Raw genomic sequence first — 16884 nt, forward strand, 5'->3', positions numbered from 1 at the left:
TTCCTTGGTAGGTGTGGCTAGAGCAGCGGGGCCTGCGGGCCGTTGGGGTGCGTGAGGCGCTCGTTGGTGATGGAGACCGCGATCTCCGAGACCTCGGCCTCGGTGAGGCGGCGGAAGCCGTCCTCGGTGATCAGCGAGACGATCGGGAAGATCTTGCGGGCGAGGTCCGGTCCGCCGGTGGCGGAGTCGTCGTCGGCCGCGTCGTAGAGCGCCTGGACGACCAGGGTGGCGGCCTGCTCGGCCGTCAGGTCGTCGCGGTAGAGCTTCTTCATCGAGCCGCGGGCGAAGACCGAGCCCGAGCCGGTGGCGGCGAACCCGCGCTCCTCGGAGCGGCCGCCGGTGACGTCGTAGGTGAAGATCCGGCCGCGCCCCTGGTCCAGGTCGTAGCCGGCGAAGAGCGGGACGACCGCCAGGCCCTGCATCGCCATGCCGAGGTTGCCCCGGATCATGGTGGTGAGGCGGTTGGCCTTGCCCTCCAGGGAGAGCACGGTGCCCTCGATCTTCTCGTAGTGCTCCAGCTCCAGCTGGAACAGGCGGACCATCTCGACCGCGAGGCCGGCGGTGCCGGCGATGCCGACGGCGCTGTACTCGTCCGCCGGGAAGACCTTCTCGATGTCGCGCTGGGCGATCACGTTGCCCATGGTGGCGCGGCGGTCACCCGCGAGGACCACGCCGCCGTCGAACACCGCGGAGACGATCGTCGTCCCGTGCGGGGCCTCGACCACGACGCCCTCGGGCAGCCCGCGCCGGCCCGGAATCAGCTCCGGCTGGTGCTCGGCCAGGAAGTCGAGGAACGACGAGGACCCCGGGGTCAGGAAGGCAGCCGGTAGACGCCCGGTGCCACGAGTGTTGGCTTCCACACGATTCCTTCCAGGTAGCTTGAAGCGCGTTCTGCCCGCACCCTACCCGCCCGACGATCAACGTCGGCGGGGGTGGGAGCCGGACCCGGGCGGGCGGACGGCCCCTGCCGCCCGCCCGCTCCCGGCGGTCTCTTCCGCGAATTCCCGAATGCCCCGGACGGGGTTACTCGCCGCCCTTCTGGACAAACTGCCGCACGAAATCCTCGGCATTCGACTCGAGCACCTCGTCGATTTCGTCCAGAACCGCGTCGACGTCGTCGCTCAGCTTTTCCTGGCGCTCCTTGAGGTCGTCGGAATTCTGCGCTTCCGCGGCCTGCTCCTCGACCTCCTCGGAGGAGCGGTTCGCCCGCTGCTGGCCGCCGCCGGTGTCCTTGCTCGCCATTTCCCTCACCCCGCTCGATCGGTCTGGCACGGTTTGGTCGCTGCTTGCTGCACCGACCCTATACACAAGGTGCGACTACCCGCTTCCGGTTTGCCGGTGGCGCTTCCTGTCCAACACCCGCTGCCACCCCGGATGATTCCCATTCGGCGGACGTTCACCCATGGTGATCGAAAAGTTACCCGCCGGCCAGCACCCGGAGCAGGTCCTCGGCCGTGCGGCAGCGGTCCAGCAGCTCCTTGACGTGGTTGCGGGTGCCGCGCAGCGGCTCCAGCGTGGGCACCCGCTGGAGCGAGTCCCGGCCCGGCAGGTCGAAGATCACCGAGTCCCAGGAGGCCGCGGCCACGTGCTCGGCGTACTGCTCCAGGCAGCGCCCGCGGAAATAGGCCCTGGTGTCCTCCGGGGGCTTGGTGACGGCCCGCTCGACCTCTTCCTCGGTGAGCAGCCGCTCGAACCTGCCGCGGGCCACCAGACGGTTGTAGAGGCCCTTCTCGGGCCGTACGTCGCTGTACTGGAGGTCGACCAGGTGGAGCCGGGAGTTGTCCCACTCCAGGGCGTCCCGGCTGCGGTAGCCCTCCAGGATCTCCCGCTTGGCGATCCAGTCCAGCTGCCGGGAGAGCGACATCGGGTCGCGCTCCAGCCTGCCCAGGACGTCCTCCCAGCGGGCCAGCACGTCGACGGTCTGCTCGTCGGCGTCGTTGCCGAAGCGGTCCTCGACGTACTTGCGGGCCAGCTCGAAGTACTCCAGCTGCAGCTGGACGGCGGTGAGCTTGCGGCCGTTGCGCAGCGTGATCAGGTGCTTCAGGGTCGGGTCGTGGGAGACCCGGTGCAGGGTGCGCACCGGCTGGTCGACGGCGAGGTCGGAGGCGATGAAGGCGTCCTCGATCATCGCCAGGACCAGCGAGGTGGTGCCCAGCTTGAGGTAGGTGGAGATCTCGGAGAGGTTCGCGTCCCCGATGATCACATGCAGCCGGCGGTACTTCTCGGCGTCGGCGTGCGGCTCGTCGCGGGTGTTGATGATCGGCCGCTTGAGGGTGGTCTCCAGGCCGACCTCGACCTCGAAGTAGTCGGCCCGCTGGCTGATCTGGAAGCCGTTGGCGGAGCCGTCCTGCCCGATGCCGACCCGCCCGGCGCCGGTGACCACCTGGCGCGAGACGAAGAACGGGGTGAGGTGGCGGACGATGTCGGCGAACGGTGTCGCCCGCTTCATCAGGTAGTTCTCGTGGGTGCCGTAGGAGGCGCCCTTGTTGTCGGTGTTGTTCTTGTAGAGGTGGATGGTCTGCCCGTTGGGCAGTTCCAGGGCGCGCTGGGCGGCGGCCGCCATGATCCGCTCGCCGGCCTTGTCCCAGAGCACGGCGTCGCGCGGGTTGGTCACCTCTGGCGAGCTGTACTCGGGGTGCGCGTGGTCGACGTAGAACCGCGCGCCGTTGGTCAGGATGACGTTGGCGAGGCCGATGTCCTCGTCGGTCAGCTGGCTGGCGTCCGCGACGTCGCGCGCGAGGTCGAAGCCCCGGGCGTCGCGCAGCGGATTCTCCTCCTCGAAGTCCCAGCGGGCCCGCCGTGCCCGGTGCATCGCCGCCGCGTAGGCGTTGACGATCTGGGACGAGGTGAGCATGGCGTTGGCGTTGGGGTGCCCGGGCACGGAGATCCCGTACTCGGTCTCGATGCCCATCACGCGCCGTACGGTCATGCGGCCCTCCTTGCCCGGTGCGCCGCCCCCGCGGACGGAACACGCTGACGTACCGCTGAACAACACCGACGCCGGCGGTCTGCCCGCGAACGGTGGGTCGAGCCTAGAACGCGGCACCGACACGCGGGCCCCGAGACGCGCCGTCCGGCTGCGGGGCCGCGAGGCGCCACAGCCGGACGGGTGCGTGCTGCTCCGGGGACCGCTGCCGGCCCGGGGCGCTGCGGCGTGCGCAGCGCGTCGTTACAGGTACTGCCCGGTGTTGGCGACAGTGTCGATCGAGCGGCCGGACTCGGCGCCCTGCTTCCCGGTGACCAGCGTGCGGATGAAGACGATCCGCTCGCCCTTCTTGCCGGAGATCCGGGCCCAGTCGTCCGGGTTGGTGGTGTTCGGCAGGTCCTCGTTCTCCTTGAACTCGTCCACGCAGGCGGCGAGCAGGTGGGAGACGCGCAGACCGCGCTGGCCGTGGTCGAGGAAGTCCTTGATGGCCATCTTCTTGGCGCGGTCGACGATGTTCTGGATCATCGCGCCGGAGTTGAAGTCCTTGAAGTACAGGACCTCCTTGTCACCGTTGGCGTAGGTGACCTCCAGGAAGCGGTTCTCCTCGGTCTCGGAGTACATCCGCTCCACGACCGACTGGATCATCGCCGCCACCGTGGTCTCGACGGAGCCGTCGTGCTCCTTGAGGTCGTCCGGGTGGAACGGCAGCGTGCCCTTGAGGTACTTGGAGAAGATGTCCTTCGCGGCCTCGGCGTCCGGGCGCTCGATCTTGATCTTGACGTCCAGGCGGCCCGGCCGCAGGATCGCCGGGTCGATCATGTCCTCGCGGTTCGAGGCGCCGATCACGATGACGTTCTCCAGGCCCTCCACGCCGTCGATCTCGGCGAGCAGCTGCGGGACGATGGTGTTCTCCACGTCCGAGCTGACACCCGAGCCGCGGGTGCGGAAGAGCGACTCCATCTCGTCGAAGAAGACGATGACGGGGGTGCCCTCGCCGGCCTTCTCCCGGGCCCGCTGGAAGACCAGGCGGATCTGCCGCTCGGTCTCGCCCACGTACTTGTTGAGCAGCTCGGGGCCCTTGATGTTGAGGAAGTAGCTCTTGCCCTGGGGGCGGCCGGTGACCTCGGCGACCTTCTTGGCCAGCGAGTTGGCCACCGCCTTGGCGATCAGCGTCTTGCCGCAGCCGGGCGGGCCGTAGAGCAGCACGCCCTTGGGCGGGCGCAGCTCGAACTCCTTGAAGAGGTCGGCGTGCAGGTAGGGCAGCTCGACCGCGTCGCGGATCTGCTCGATCTGGTTGCTCAGGCCGCCGATCTGGCGGTAGTCGATGTCCGGGACCTCCTCGAGGACCAGCTCCTCGACCTCGGACTTCGGCACGACCTCGTACACGTAGCCGGAGCGGGGCTCCAGCAGCAGGGCGTCCCCCGCCCGGATCGTGGCCTCGCGCAGCGGTTCGGCGAGCCGGACCACCCGCTCCTCGTCGGTGTGCCCGATGACCAGGGCGCGCTCGCCGTCCTCCAGGATCTCCTTGAGGGTGACGATGTCGCCGATGCGCTCGAAGGCCATCGCGTCCACGATGTTGAGGGCCTCGTTGAGCATCACCTCCTGGCCGCGCCGCAGCTCGTCGAGGTCGACGTTGGGGCTGACGTTCACGCGGAGCTTGCGCCCCCCGGTGAAGATGTCGGCGGTGCCGTCCTCGTTCTGGTTGAGGAAGGTGCCGAAACCGGCCGGGGGCTGTGCCAGCCGGTCCACTTCCTCCTTGAGGGCCACGATCTGGTCGCGGGCCTCGCGCAGGGTGGAGGCGAGCCGTTCGTTCTGGGCGGTCACGCCGGCCAGGTTGGTCTGGAGCTCGACGATCCGCTCTTCGAGGATTCTCGAATTGCGCGGCGAGTCGGCGAGCTTGCGGCGCAGCACGGCGATTTCCTGCTCAAGGTACGAGACCTGAGCGGCCTCGTCGGAACCACGAGCGGGCCTGCCGGTGCTGCGGTTGTAGTCGTCATCGTGGGCTGCCACGGTCCTCACCTCCTCCGGGGAGCTGGACGCTTCCAGACCCTACCTGGGACCAGGGGTCCGTAAACCCCTAGATCAAGAAAGATGGAACGGGCGTGTCCGATCTTCGCCCTCGCGTGCTTCCCCTCTGCTAGGGGGATACCCACCGCGCACCGGCCAATGCGGACCAGATGTATCGTCGAGCAAGTCGATATCCGATCGGAACCGGGTCACCGGAGCCGATCGTTGTACGAATGGCGGGATTGCGCCCAAGAAGGGGCGACCCGGGACAGAAACGGCAGGGGACCATGTCGGTGACCGAGGAAGCGGCGGCGGGCGAGCCGCTCGAGGTGTGGATCGACCAGGATCTGTGCACCGGTGACGGCATCTGCGTGCAGTACGCGCCCGAGGTCTTCGAGCTCGACATCGACGGCCTGGCCTACGTGAAGGGGCCGGACGACGAGCTGCGCCAGCAGCCCGGCGAGACCGCGCCGGTGCCGCTGACGATCCTTCAGGACGTGGTGGACTCCGTGAAGGAGTGCCCCGGCGACTGCATCCACGTGCGCCGGGTCACGGACCGGGTCGAGGTGTACGGGCCCGACGCCGAGTAGGGCGCGCCGCCCCGTCGGGGGGCGCGCCGGAGCGCCCGGGGGCGGGCGGGCGCCCGCTGCGGGCGGCTCTCAGGTGAGCGTCACCGGGGCGGCGGTCTGGGAGCGGTCCCAGCCGCCGCCCCTGCGCGTCCAGGTGAGGTCCAGTGAGATGTCGGGGCTGAACCGCGGCACGTCGTCGCTGGAATACCCCTGCGCGTGGCCGGTGATGACGCCGTCACTGCGCAGGCCGAGCCGGCTGACGGTGAGGTTCTCGCGCTCGGAGAGCAGGGTGGCCAGCACCACGGGCCGGCCGGCGGTGCCGGGGCCGAGCAGGTAGACGGCGTCCGGCGGGGTGCCGTTCTCGGCCGCGCAGTGCGCGGCGGCGACGGTGCCGGGGCGCCCGTCGCCGAGGTCGGCGGCAAAGCTGACGGATATCTTCACCGGGAACGGGCCGCAGTCCAGCGGGAGTTCGGCCTCGGCCGGATCGGGGGCCGCGGCGGCCGGGAGGGCCTTGACGGTGTGGCGGGCGGGCGCCGGGGTGCCGGTGGCCGGATCGGCGGCGACTGCGGTGGCGACCACGGCGGCGGTGCCGGCGATCGTGAGGACCCAGTGCCACGGCGCGGTGCGGACGTGTCCGGGCCCGCTGCGCCCCTGCGGTGTCTGCTGCTCGGCCGTCGCCTTGACCGCGGTCTCCACCAGGCGTCCCCTCCAGCGGGTCGGTGTGCGCATGGGTCGGTGTGAGCGAGCATCGTCCCACACGGGGGCGGCCGCGGGGTGGCGCGGGTGCGCGGGTAACGCGAAGGGGTGGCACGGGGGCCGGAAGCCCTCGTACCACCCCTGTCCGTGCGTGCGGTCAGCCGAGGTCGGGTTCCTCGGAGGAGCGGGTGGCGGCCCGGGCCGCGGCGCGCTCCTGCAGCGAGGGCGCGGGCGCCCCGTTGTCGTAGTCCTCGCCGTACGCGCCCTTGGCCGGGCGGCGGCGGCGCAGCGGCGGCTCGACGCCGTCGGCGAGGCGGCGGGCGGTGAGCAGGAAGCCGGTGTGGCCGATCATCCGGTGGTCCGGGCGGACGGCCAGGCCCTCCAGGTGCCAGGTGCGGACCATGGTCTCCCAGGCCTGCGGCTCGGTGAAGGTGCCGTGCTCGCGCAGCGCCTCGACGGTCTTCGACATCTGCGTCGTGGTGGCCACGTAGCAGCAGATCAGACCGCCGGGGACGAGCGCCTTGGAGGCGACGTCCAGGCACTCCCACGGGGCGAGCATGTCGAGGATGACGCGGTCGACGTCGGTCTCCACCAGGTTGTCCTGGAGGTCGCCGACGGTGAGCTTCCACGCCGGGTGGGGCCCGCCGAAGTAGCGCTCGACGTTGCTCTTGGCGATGTCGGCGAAGTCCTGGCGGCGCTCGTAGGAGGCCAGCATGCCGGTGTCGCCGACGGCGCGCAGCAGGTAGCTGGAGAGCGCGCCGGAGCCGACGCCGGCCTCGACGACGCGGGCACCCGCGAAGATGTCGGCCATCGCCAGGATCTGCCCCGCGTCCTTGGGGTAGATCACGGCGGCGCCGCGCGGCATGGACAGGACGTAGTCGGGGAGCAGGGGGCGCAGCGCGAGGTACGGGACGTTCCCCGTGGTGCGCACGACCGTGCCCTCCGGGGCGCCGATCAGCTCGTCGTGCGGGAACGCACCCTTGTGGGTGTGGAACTGGTTCCCGGCCTGGAGCGTGAACGTGTAGTGGCGGCCCTTCGGGTCGGTCAGCTGGACCTGGTCCCCGACCTGGAAGGGCCCGCGTCGGCGGGTGGCACCGGTCGGTTCGGACATGCGGACAATCCTAAGGGAAGCGTGCGCCCCGCCCGACCACGGTGATCACCGGCCGGTGACGGCGGCGGTCAGCCGCTGCTCGATGTCGGTGAGCGCGGCGACGCCGTAGACCCGCCCGTCGTCCTCGACGACCAGGTACTCGCCGGCCGGGGTGGCCCGGACGGCGCGCAGCAGGTCCTCGCCGGTGAGGTCCGCCCGGAGCCGCAGGCCCGGTTCGAGGTCGCGGGCCAGGGCGCCGACGGCGATCCAGGGGCGGCGGTGTTCGGGGACGCCGCGGACGGCGGACTCGCGCACGATGCCGATCGGCTCGCCCCGGCCGTCGACCACGACCAGGGCGCCGGCCTCGGCCTCGCGGGCCCGGCGCATGGCCTCGCCGAGCGGGGTGTCGCCGGTGACCTCGACGGCGCGCCGGGCGAGCTCGCGCAGCCGCAGACCGGGCAGCACCTCCTTGAGCCGGGCGTTGCGCAGGCTGGCGCCGGCACCGTTCCAGATGATCGCGGCGAGGACGGCGGCGAGCACCGCGTCGACCAGGGTGTCGGTGTTGCTGCGCTCGGTCCCGCGGGCGGCGCCGACCAGCGGCAGGCCGATCAGCACGGCGATGGCCAGGGCCCGGCCCACCCAGGCGGCGGCCACCGTGCCGGCCATCGGCCGCCCGGTGACGGCCCAGACCACGGCGCGCAGCATCCGGCCGCCGTCCAGCGGCAGGCCGGGCAGCAGGTTGAAGGCGGCGACGACGAAGTTGGAGACCATCAGGCCGGCCAGCAGCACTCCGGGCACGGTGGAGAGCTCGACGGCCTGGACGGCGAGGTAGAAGACACCGCCGAGCACCAGGGAGAGCAGCGGGCCGACGAAGGCCAGCCAGAACTCGCGCCAGGGGCTCTCGGCCTCGTTCTCGATCTCCGAGACGCCCCCGAAGAACTGCAGCTGGATGCGGCGCACGCCGAGCCGGTAGCGCAGGGCCACCAGGGTGTGGGCGAGCTCGTGCACCAGCACGGAGCCGTAGAAGGCGACCGCGAAGGAGAAGGCGACCAGGTAGCGGGTGGCGCCGAGCTCGGGCAGGACGCGGTCGAGCTGGCCCCCGAACACCCAGGTGATCAGCGCGGCGATGACGAACCACGAGGGCGTGACGTAGATCGGGACGCCGAACGGGCGGCCCATCAGGATGCCGCCGCGGCGTTCCGGCTCCTCGGGCGGCCGGGGCCCGGGATTGGCGCCACCCCCGTGCGGCGGCTGGTCGGAGGTCTGCCGCCCCCTGCTGTCGCTCACCGTGATCCCTTCCGTCGGTTCCCCGTCGCGCCCCGGTTCGCCCACGCTACGTGATCGGGACGGTCCGGCGGCGCGCGCCCCTCTCGCAGGGTTCATACCCAACTGGAAAGGACGTGTGGCAGCACCGTGTCAGCGGGATGACCGCCGGGGGCAATAGGGTCGGGGTATGCAGCAGACCGACACCAGCAGCGCCGCCGCGGCCCCGGCCCGGCCGCCGGCGCCCCCGACCGGCCTGTCCCCGTCCCGCGCGGGGGACTTCCTGACCTGCCCGCTGCTGTACCGGCTGCGGGTGATCGACCGGCTGCCGGAGCCGCCGAGCGCGGCGGCGACCCGGGGCACCCTGGTGCACGCGGTGCTGGAGCGGCTGTTCGACAGCCCGGCGGCGGAGCGGACGCCGGAGCGGGCGCTGGGCCTGCTGCGCCCGCAGTGGGAACGGCTGCTGGGCGAGCGCCCGGAGCTGGGCTCGCTCTTCCCGGAGGACCCGGACGGCGCGGCGCTCACCCGCTGGCTGGCCGACGCCGAGAAGCTGGTCGCCCAGTGGTTCCGGCTGGAGGACCCGAGCCGGCTGCACCCGGTGGAGCGGGAGCTCTACGTGGAGACGGCCCTGCGGTCGGGCCTGCTGCTGCGCGGCTACATCGACCGGGTCGACGTCGCCCCGACCGGCGAGGTCCGGCTGGTGGACTACAAGACCGGCCGGGCGCCCTCGCGGGACTTCGAGGGCAAGGCGATGTTCCAGATGAAGTTCTACGCGCTGGTGGTGTGGCGGTGGAAGGGTGTGATCCCGAAGCGGCTGCAGCTGGTGTACCTCGGCGGCGGCGGCGACGTGGTCAGCTACGACCCGGACGAGGCCGACCTGCTGGCGGTGGAGCGCAAGCTGCAGGCGCTCTGGGAGCGGATCACCCTGGCGGTGGCCACCGGCGACTTCCCGGCGACCCGCAACCGGCTCTGCGACTGGTGCGACCACCGGGCCAGCTGCCCGGAGTTCGGCGGCACTCCCCCGCCGTACCCGCTGCCGCTGGCGCGTACGTCTGACGAGGACGATCCCACGGGGGATCCGATGAGCAAGGAGTCCTAGGTGACGATCCGAGTGCTGCTGGTCGACGACCAGCCGCTGCTGCGCACCGGTTTCCGGATGATCCTGGAGGCCGAGTCCGACCTGGTGGTGGTCGGCGAGGCCGGCGACGGCCAGCAGGCGCTGGACCAGGTCCGGGCGCTGCAGCCCGACGTGGTGCTGATGGACATCCGGATGCCCAGGATGGACGGGGTCGAGGCGACCCGCCGGATCGCCGGGCCCGGGCGCGACGGTCCGGCCAAGGTGCTGGTGCTGACCACCTTCGACCTGGACGAGTACGTGGTCGAGGCGCTGCGCGCGGGGGCCAGCGGCTTCCTGCTGAAGGACGTCCCGGCCGAGGAGCTGGTGCAGGCGATCCGGGTGGTCGCCGACGGCGCGGCGATGCTGGCGCCGAGCATCACCCGCCGGCTGCTGGACATGTACGCCACCAAGCTGCCCTCGGGCGAGGAGGCGCCGCCGCAGGCGCTGAACGCGCTGACCGAGCGCGAGCTGGAGGTGCTGAAGCTGGTGGCGCGCGGGCTGTCGAACGCCGAGATCGCGGCGGAGCTGTTCGTCAGCGAGACCACGGTCAAGACGCACGTGGGGCACGTGCTGACCAAGCTCCAGCTGCGCGACCGGGTGCAGGCCGCGGTCTACGCGTACGAGAGCGGCCTGGTCCGTCCCGGCACGCTCTGACCGGCTGCCCGGGCAGCCGGGCCTCCGGGCCGGCCCCGAACATGACGGTGGCCCGTCCGCTCCCCTTGCACCCTGGGGGAAGCGGACGGGCCACCGTGCCGGGGGTCCCGACTACTTGCCGCCGGAGCGGGCGATCTCCCAGAAGCGGAAGACGCCGGTGGTGTCGACGGTCGACTCGACGCCGGTGATGGAGGACTTGGCCGCGTAGAACGCCTTGTTCTGGAACAGCGGGATCAGCGGCACGTTCTCGGCGACGATGGTCTGGATCTGGTTGTACGTCGGGGCGGCGGCGCCGCGGTCGGCCTGCTTGAGGGCCTCCGGCACCAGCTTCTGGCTGATCCGGGGGTCGTCCCAGCCGTGGTGGTAGGCGCCGCCCTCGACGATCAGCGGCGCGACGTAGTTGTCCGCGTCCGGGTAGTCGGCGAACCAGCCGACGACGTAGGCCTGGTACTTGCCGTCGGTCCAGCCCTTCTTGAAGGCCTCCCAGTCCGCCTCGTGCTGGACGGTGACCTGGAAGAGGCCGCCGGCCTCCAGCTGCTTCTTGAGCATCTCGCTCTCGGCGCCCTCGGCCCGCGAGCGGGACCAGGTCAGGCTCAGCTTGACCGGGGTCTGGACCTTGGCCGCGGCCAGGATCGCCTTGGCCTTGGCGACGTCCTGGTCGCCGTACTTGTCGAAGAAGGACGTGTTGTGGCCGGTGACGCCGGCCGGGACCATCGAGTACACCGGCTGGACGGTACGGGCGAAGACGTCGCGGGCGAGCGTCTTGCGGTCGATCAGCTGGGCGGCGGCCTGCCGCACGGCGACGTTGCCGGTGGTCGCGTCCTTGGTGTTGAACACCAGGCTGCGGGTGTCGTTGCTGTCGCCCTCGACGACCTGCAGGTCGGTCTTGCCGCCCTGCTGGTCGGAGCGGACCTGGGCCGCGGTGTTGGGCTCCAGGCTGTTGTCGGTCAGGTCGACGTCGCCCTTGTCGAGCGCGTCCTTCAGCGCGTCTGCCTTGTCGAAGTAGCGGACGTTGAACTTCTTGTTCCGCAGCTTGGCGTCGCCGGTGTAGTTGCCGTTGGCCGACAGGACGATCTTGCCGGGGACCTTGCCGTCGCCCATGTTCTCGATCGAGTCGATCTTGTACGGGCCGGAGCCGACCAGCTTGTCGTTGGCGAGCAGCTTGTCGGCCGGGAACACCTGGTGGTCGACGATGGCGCCGGCCGGGGTGGCCAGCTTGGCCGGGAGGGTGGCGTCGGGCTGGGCGAGGTGGAAGACCACCTCGGTGTCGCCCTTCGCCTCGACCGACTTGATCGTGTCCAGCAGGCCGACCGGGCCGTTGTCGTCCTTGATCTTCTTCGTGCGCTCGATCGAGTACACCACGTCGGCGGCGGTCAGCGGGTGGCCGTTGGAGAACTTCAGGCCGGACTTGAGCGTGCAGTGGTAGAGCGTGGCCTCGCCGCCGGTGAACTCACAGGACTGCGCGGCGTCCGGGATGGGCGCGCTGGAGGCGGCCGGGTAGGCCAGCAGGGACTGGAAGCTGTTGCGCAGCACCAGCCAGGCACCGGAGTCGTAGGCGCCGGCCGGGTCGAGCACACCGGTGGTCGCGGTGGTGCCCATGGTGATCGCCTTGGCGCCGTCCCCCTTGACGGCGTCGGTGACCGAGCCGCAGCCCGTCACCGAGGCGGCCACCAGGCCGGCGCAGCCGAGCGCTGCCAGTCGTCCAGCTGAAGTCTTCACGGGCGCGTCCTTCTGGGTGCGGTCCGGCATGGGCCGGGTGGTCCGCACACGGAAGTGCCTCCGGGGTGCGGAGGGCGCGCGCGGACCGGTCGCCGTGCGACCGCGGGCAGGACGGGGTTGCCCGTTCGTCGGCGGTGGCAGGGCTCGGGGTGGGGAACGAACTGGAGTAGCGTGCCATATCGAACACGCACCACCGCCACCCGCGCAGGTGACAGTTGGGACACGGGAGGCCGAATTGATTCCGGCCATCCGACGAGTTGTCAGGCAATGCCCGATTTCTCCCCGAGCGTCCAGGCACGACGGACGGCCGCGGCCACTTACCGGTCGGTAGCACCCGCCTGCAATGAGACGACAATCACACTCGCGAGACGACCAGCGAGCGGAGCAGTTCAAGATCCACCTGCTCCAGCGAGGGCAGCACCAGCCGCCCGGGCGCCGGCTCGATCACCGCCACCGACGGCACCGCGATCACCGGGCAGCCGGCCGCCTCGGCCGAGCGGACCCCGGTCGGGGCGTCCTCCACCACCACGCAGCGGCCCGGCTCGGCGCCCAGCCGGCGCGCCGCCTCCAGGTACGGGTCCGGGTGCGGCTTGGTCCGCGGGACCTCGTCCCCGGCGACGCTGAAGGCGAAGTGGTGGGCACCCAGCGACTGCAGCACGATGTCGATGATCTGACGGTGCGAGGCCGACACCAGCGCGGCCGGGACGCCGTGTGCCGCAAGGGTGTTGAGCAGCCGCTCGGCGCCCGGCATGAGCGGTACGCCGCCGGCCAGCAGGTCCACGAAGCGCTGGTTGATCAGCACGGTGAGATCGGCCGGCGAGAGGTCCACCCCGGTGCTGGCGAGCAGGTAGTCGATCACCCGGCTCATCGGCCCGCCGACCACCTGGGCGCGGTCGTTCTCGTCCAGCTCGTAGCCCAGCTCCGCGAAGAGCGAGGCCTCGGCCTGCCACCAGAAGTCCTCGGTGTCCACCAGGGTCCCGTCCATGTCCAGCAGCACCGCCTGCAGGCCCCGGCCGTCGCCGTGGTCGAGGACGCGGGTGGCGGTGGAGATGGTGGTCATGGCGGGATCCTTCCGTCGGTTCCCCCGGGGCGGCGCGGCCGGGCCCGCCCCCGGGGATGGCACGGGCCGGCCCGCTGGTGAGCGGACCGGCCCGTTCAGGATGATCCAGGATACGCCCCGTACGTCCGAAAAGAGCGAACGGAACGCGACGTGCGGGCTACCGCGCGTTGAAGTACTTGGCCTCCGGGTGGTGGATCACGATCGCGTCGGTGGACTGCTCCGGGTGCAGCTGGAACTCCTCGGAGAGCACCACGCCGATCCGCTCGGGCCGCAGCAGCTCGGCGATCTTGGCGCGGTCCTCCAGCTCCGGGCAGGCCCCGTAGCCGAGCGAGAACCGGGCGCCCCGGTACTTCAGCGCGAACATGTCCTTGACGTCCTGCGGGTCCTCGCCGGAGAAGCCCAGCTCGTAGCGGACCCGGGCGTGCCAGAACTCGGCCAGCGCCTCGGCCAGCTGCACCGAGAGGCCGTGCAGCTCCAGGTAGTCGCGGTAGGAGTTGTTGGCGAACAGCTCGTTGGCCGCCTCGGAGATCCGGTTGCCCATGGTGACCACCTGCAGGCCGACCACGTCCCGCACGCCCGACTCCTCCGGGCGGAAGAAGTCCGCCAGGCAGAGCCGGCGCCCGCGGCGCTGGCGCGGGAAGGTGAAGCGGGTCCGCTCGGTGCCGTCCTCGTGGAAGACGATCAGGTCGTCGCCCTTGGAGTTGGCCGGGTAGTAGCCGTAGACCACGGCCGCCTCCAGCCAGCCCTCGGTCTGCAGCCGGTCCAGCCACATCCGCAGCCGCGGCCGGCCCTCCGACTCCACCAGCTCCTCGTAGGACGGCCCGTCGCCGTTGCGGGCCGCCTTCAGCCCCCACTGGCCCTTGAACAGCGCGTCCTCGTCCAGCCAGGAGGCGTAGTCGGCGAACGGCACGCCCTTGACGATCCGGTCGCCCCAGAACGGCGGGGTCGGCAGGGTGTTGTCGACGGCCACGTCGGAGCGGATCTGGCCGAGGTTGACCTCCTCCGTCTCCTCGACCTCGACCCGGGCGTGCCGGCGCTGCTTGAGCTCCGGCAGGGCCGCGCCGGGCACCCCGCGCTTGACCGCGATCAGGGCGTCCATCAGCCGCAGGCCCTCGAAGGCGTCCCGGGCGTAGCGGACCTCGCCCTCGTAGATCTCGTGCAGGTCCTGCTCGACGTAGGCCCGGGTGAGCGCGGCGCCGCCGAGGATCACCGGGTAGTCGGCCGCCAGCTTGCGCTGGTTCAGCTCCTCCAGGTTCTCCTTCATGATCACCGTGGACTTCACCAGCAGGCCGGACATCCCGATCACGTCGGCGTTGTGCTCCTGCGCGGCGTCCAGGATCGCCGAGACCGGCTGCTTGATGCCCAGGTTGACGACGTTGTAGCCGTTGTTGGACAGGATGATGTCGACCAGGTTCTTGCCGATGTCGTGGACGTCGCCCTTGACGGTGGCCAGCACGATGGTGCCCTTGCCCTCCGCGTCGGACTTCTCCATGTGCGGCTCCAGGTGGGCCACCGCGGTCTTCATCACCTCGGCGGACTGCAGCACGAACGGCAGCTGCATCTGGCCGGAGCCGAACAGCTCGCCGACCACCTTCATGCCGGACAGCAGGGTGTCGTTGATGATCTCCAGCGCCGGGCGCAGGGTGAGCGCCTCGTCCAGGTCGGCCTCCAGGCCGTTCCGCTCGCCGTCGATGATCCGGCGCTGCAGCCGCTCCTCCAGCGGCAACGCGGCCAGCTCCTCCGCCTTGGACGCCTTGACCGAGGCCGAGGAGACGCCCTCGAACAGCTCCAGCAGGTGCTGCAGCGGGTCGTAGCCGTCCCGGCGGCGGTCGTAGACCAGGTCGAGCGCGGCCTCGCGCTGGTCCTCGGGGATGCGCGAGATCGGCAGGATCTTCGAGGCGTGCACGATCGCCGAGTCCAGGCCGGCCTCCACGCACTCGTGCAGGAACACCGAGTTCAGCACCACGCGGGCGGCCGGGTTGAGGCCGAAGGAGATGTTGGAGAGGCCGAGCGTGGTCTGCACGTCCGGGTGGCGGCGCTTGAGCTCGCGGATCGCCCCGATGGTCTCGATGCCGTCCCGGCGGGACTCCTCCTGGCCGGTGGCCAGGGTGAAGGTGAGGCAGTCCACCAGGATCGAGCCCTCGTCGATCCCGTAGTCCGCGGTCAGCTCCTCGATCAGCCGCTCGGCGATCTCGACCTTCTTGTCGGCGGTGCGGGCCTGGCCCTCCTCGTCGATGGTCAGCGCGATCAGGCCGGCGCCGTGCTCGCGGGCCAGCGAGGCGATCCGCCCGAAACGGGAGTCGGGGGCGTTTCCGTCCTCGTAGTTGACCGAGTTGAGCACCGCGCGGCCGCCGAGCGCCTCCAGTCCGGCGCGCAGCACGTCCGGCTCGGTGGAGTCCAGCACGATCGGCAGGGTGGAGGCGGTGGCCAGCCGGCCGGCGACCTCCTTCATGTCGGCGACGCCGTCGCGGCCGACGTAGTCCACGCAGAGGTCCAGCAGGTGGGAGCCGTCCCGGATCTGCTCCCGGGCGATCTCCACGCAGGCCTGCCAGTCGCCGGCCAGCATCGACTCGCGGAACTTCTTCGAGCCGTTGGCGTTGGTGCGCTCGCCGATCGCCAGGTAGGAGGTGTCCTGGCGGAACGGCACCGCCTGGTAGAGGGAGGCGGCGGCCGGCTCCGGGCGCGGGTCGCGGGCGGCGATCGGACGGCCCTGGACCCGCTCGACCACGTGGCGCAGGTGCTCGGGGGTGGTGCCGCAGCAGCCGCCGACCAGCGAGAGGCCGTACTCGCGGGTGAAGACGTCGTGCGCGTCGGCCAGCTCGGCCGGGGTCAGCGGGTAGTGCGCACCGTCCTTGCCCAGCACCGGCAGGCCCGCGTTCGGCATGCAGGAGAGGCCGATCCGGGCGTTCTTGGCCAGGTAGCGCAGGTGCTCGCTCATCTCGGCCGGGCCGGTGGCGCAGTTCAGGCCGATGTAGTCGACGCCGAGCGGCTCCAGCGCGGTCAGCGCGGCGCCGATCTCGGAGCCGAGCAGCATGGTGCCGGTGGTCTCCACGGTCACCTGGACCAGGACCGGCAGGTCCAGACCGGCCTCGGCGAGCGCACGCTTGCAGCCGAGGATCGCGGCCTTGGTCTGCAGCAGGTCCTGGCTGGTCTCCACCAGCAGCGCGTCCGCGCCGCCCGCGATCAGGCCGGCCGCGTTCTGCTGGAAGCCGTCGCGCAGAACCTCGTACGGGGCGTGGCCGAGGGTCGGCAGCTTGGTGCCGGGGCCGATCGAGCCGAGCACCCACCGGATGCGGCCGTCGGCGGCGTGCCGGTCGGCCGCCTCGCGGGCGATCCGGGCGCCGGCCTCGGAGAGCTCGAAGATGCGGTCGGAGATCTCGTACTCGCCGAGCGCCGAGAAGTTGGCGCCGAAGGTGTTGGTCTCCACGCAGTCCACGCCCACCGCGAAGTACGCGTCGTGGACGGAGCGGACGATGTCGGGCCGGGTGAGGTTGAGGACCTCGTTGCAGCCCTCCAGGTTCTGGAAGTCCTCCAGGGTCGGGTCCTGTGCCTGGAGCATGGTGCCCATCGCCCCGTCTGCCACCACCACGCGGGTGGCGAGTGCCTCACGCAGCGCGTTCGCGCGGCTCTGCTGGGTGATGGACGGATCGGCTGCAGTGGCCATGGGGCTTCTCCCTGGGTGCGACGGCTGTCGGCTTTGCGAACCCGCTGAGTCGGGGACGCACGTGGCCAGGGTATCCGGCCAGGGCCTGGGGCCGGTGGGGCATTCCGTATCCTGAGCGC

General features: G+C 71.2%; 13 protein-coding genes. 3 read left to right on the forward strand and 10 right to left on the reverse strand.

From position 1 onward, the window contains the following. Positions 1-17: 17 nt before the first annotated feature. From prcB to arc, 4 genes are all read right to left on the reverse strand, one after another. Positions 18-860 carry a proteasome subunit beta gene (gene prcB, locus RMN57_RS09995; protein WP_380235309.1) on the reverse strand — a complete coding sequence of 281 codons (843 nt, stop codon included), beginning with the start codon at positions 858-860 and terminating at the stop codon, positions 18-20. Between the two features lie 163 nt (positions 861-1023). Then, a complete protein-coding gene (locus RMN57_RS10005; protein ID WP_238739917.1) occupies positions 1024-1242 on the reverse strand; it encodes a ubiquitin-like protein Pup in 219 nt (72 codons plus the stop codon). A gap of 175 nt (positions 1243-1417) precedes the next feature. Beyond that, a complete protein-coding gene (dop, locus tag RMN57_RS10010) occupies positions 1418-2929 on the reverse strand; it encodes a depupylase/deamidase Dop (protein WP_313763040.1) in 1512 nt (503 codons plus the stop codon). Between the two features lie 240 nt (positions 2930-3169). Then, on the reverse strand, positions 3170-4936 hold the full coding sequence (gene arc, locus RMN57_RS10015) for a proteasome ATPase (protein WP_313763041.1): 1767 nt from the start codon (positions 4934-4936) through the stop codon (positions 3170-3172). Positions 4937-5220: 284 nt separating this feature from the next. Between arc and RMN57_RS10020 the strand changes: the two genes are divergently transcribed. Beyond that, entirely contained in the window at positions 5221-5523 is a 303-nt protein-coding gene (locus RMN57_RS10020) for a ferredoxin (protein ID WP_313763042.1), read from the forward strand. A gap of 69 nt (positions 5524-5592) precedes the next feature. On the opposite strand, the gene RMN57_RS10025 is transcribed toward RMN57_RS10020, so the two are convergent. The 3 genes from RMN57_RS10025 to RMN57_RS10035 form a co-directional block, all read right to left on the reverse strand. Continuing rightward, on the reverse strand, positions 5593-6231 hold the full coding sequence (locus tag RMN57_RS10025; protein ID WP_313763043.1) for a hypothetical protein: 639 nt from the start codon (positions 6229-6231) through the stop codon (positions 5593-5595). A gap of 124 nt (positions 6232-6355) precedes the next feature. Then, on the reverse strand, positions 6356-7309 hold the full coding sequence (locus RMN57_RS10030; RefSeq protein WP_313763044.1) for a tRNA (adenine-N1)-methyltransferase: 954 nt from the start codon (positions 7307-7309) through the stop codon (positions 6356-6358). 45 nt (positions 7310-7354) lie between these two features. Next, positions 7355-8575 (reverse strand): site-2 protease family protein, encoded by a 1221-nt coding sequence (locus RMN57_RS10035; RefSeq protein ID WP_313763045.1) that lies wholly within the window; start codon positions 8573-8575, stop codon positions 7355-7357. Between the two features lie 166 nt (positions 8576-8741). On the opposite strand from RMN57_RS10035, the gene RMN57_RS10040 reads away from it, so the two are divergent. Both RMN57_RS10040 and RMN57_RS10045 read left to right on the forward strand, forming a co-directional pair. Further along, positions 8742-9650 (forward strand): RecB family exonuclease, encoded by a 909-nt coding sequence (locus tag RMN57_RS10040; RefSeq protein ID WP_313763046.1) that lies wholly within the window; start codon positions 8742-8744, stop codon positions 9648-9650. Then, the gene (locus RMN57_RS10045; protein ID WP_148647703.1) at positions 9651-10322 is read left to right on the forward strand and encodes a response regulator transcription factor; all 672 of its coding nucleotides are present in this window, start codon (positions 9651-9653) and stop codon (positions 10320-10322) included. It abuts the gene before it with no gap. A gap of 111 nt (positions 10323-10433) precedes the next feature. Here RMN57_RS10045 and RMN57_RS10050 read toward each other — a convergent pair whose 3' ends face one another. The 3 genes from RMN57_RS10050 to metH form a co-directional block, all read right to left on the reverse strand. After that, positions 10434-12041, reverse strand: a complete 1608-nt coding sequence (locus RMN57_RS10050; RefSeq protein ID WP_313763047.1) for an ABC transporter substrate-binding protein — start codon at positions 12039-12041, stop codon at positions 10434-10436. 355 nt (positions 12042-12396) lie between these two features. Continuing rightward, complete coding sequence (locus RMN57_RS10055; protein WP_313763048.1) at positions 12397-13101, reverse strand: HAD family phosphatase; 705 nt, start codon at positions 13099-13101, stop codon at positions 12397-12399. Positions 13102-13258: 157 nt separating this feature from the next. Further along, entirely contained in the window at positions 13259-16765 is a 3507-nt protein-coding gene (metH, locus tag RMN57_RS10060; RefSeq protein ID WP_313763049.1) for a methionine synthase, read from the reverse strand. Between the last annotated feature and the right edge of the window lie 119 nt (positions 16766-16884).

It is taken from the genome of Kitasatospora sp. CM 4170 (genome assembly GCF_032110285.1).
GTDB classification, from domain to species: domain Bacteria; phylum Actinomycetota; class Actinomycetes; order Streptomycetales; family Streptomycetaceae; genus Kitasatospora; species Kitasatospora aburaviensis.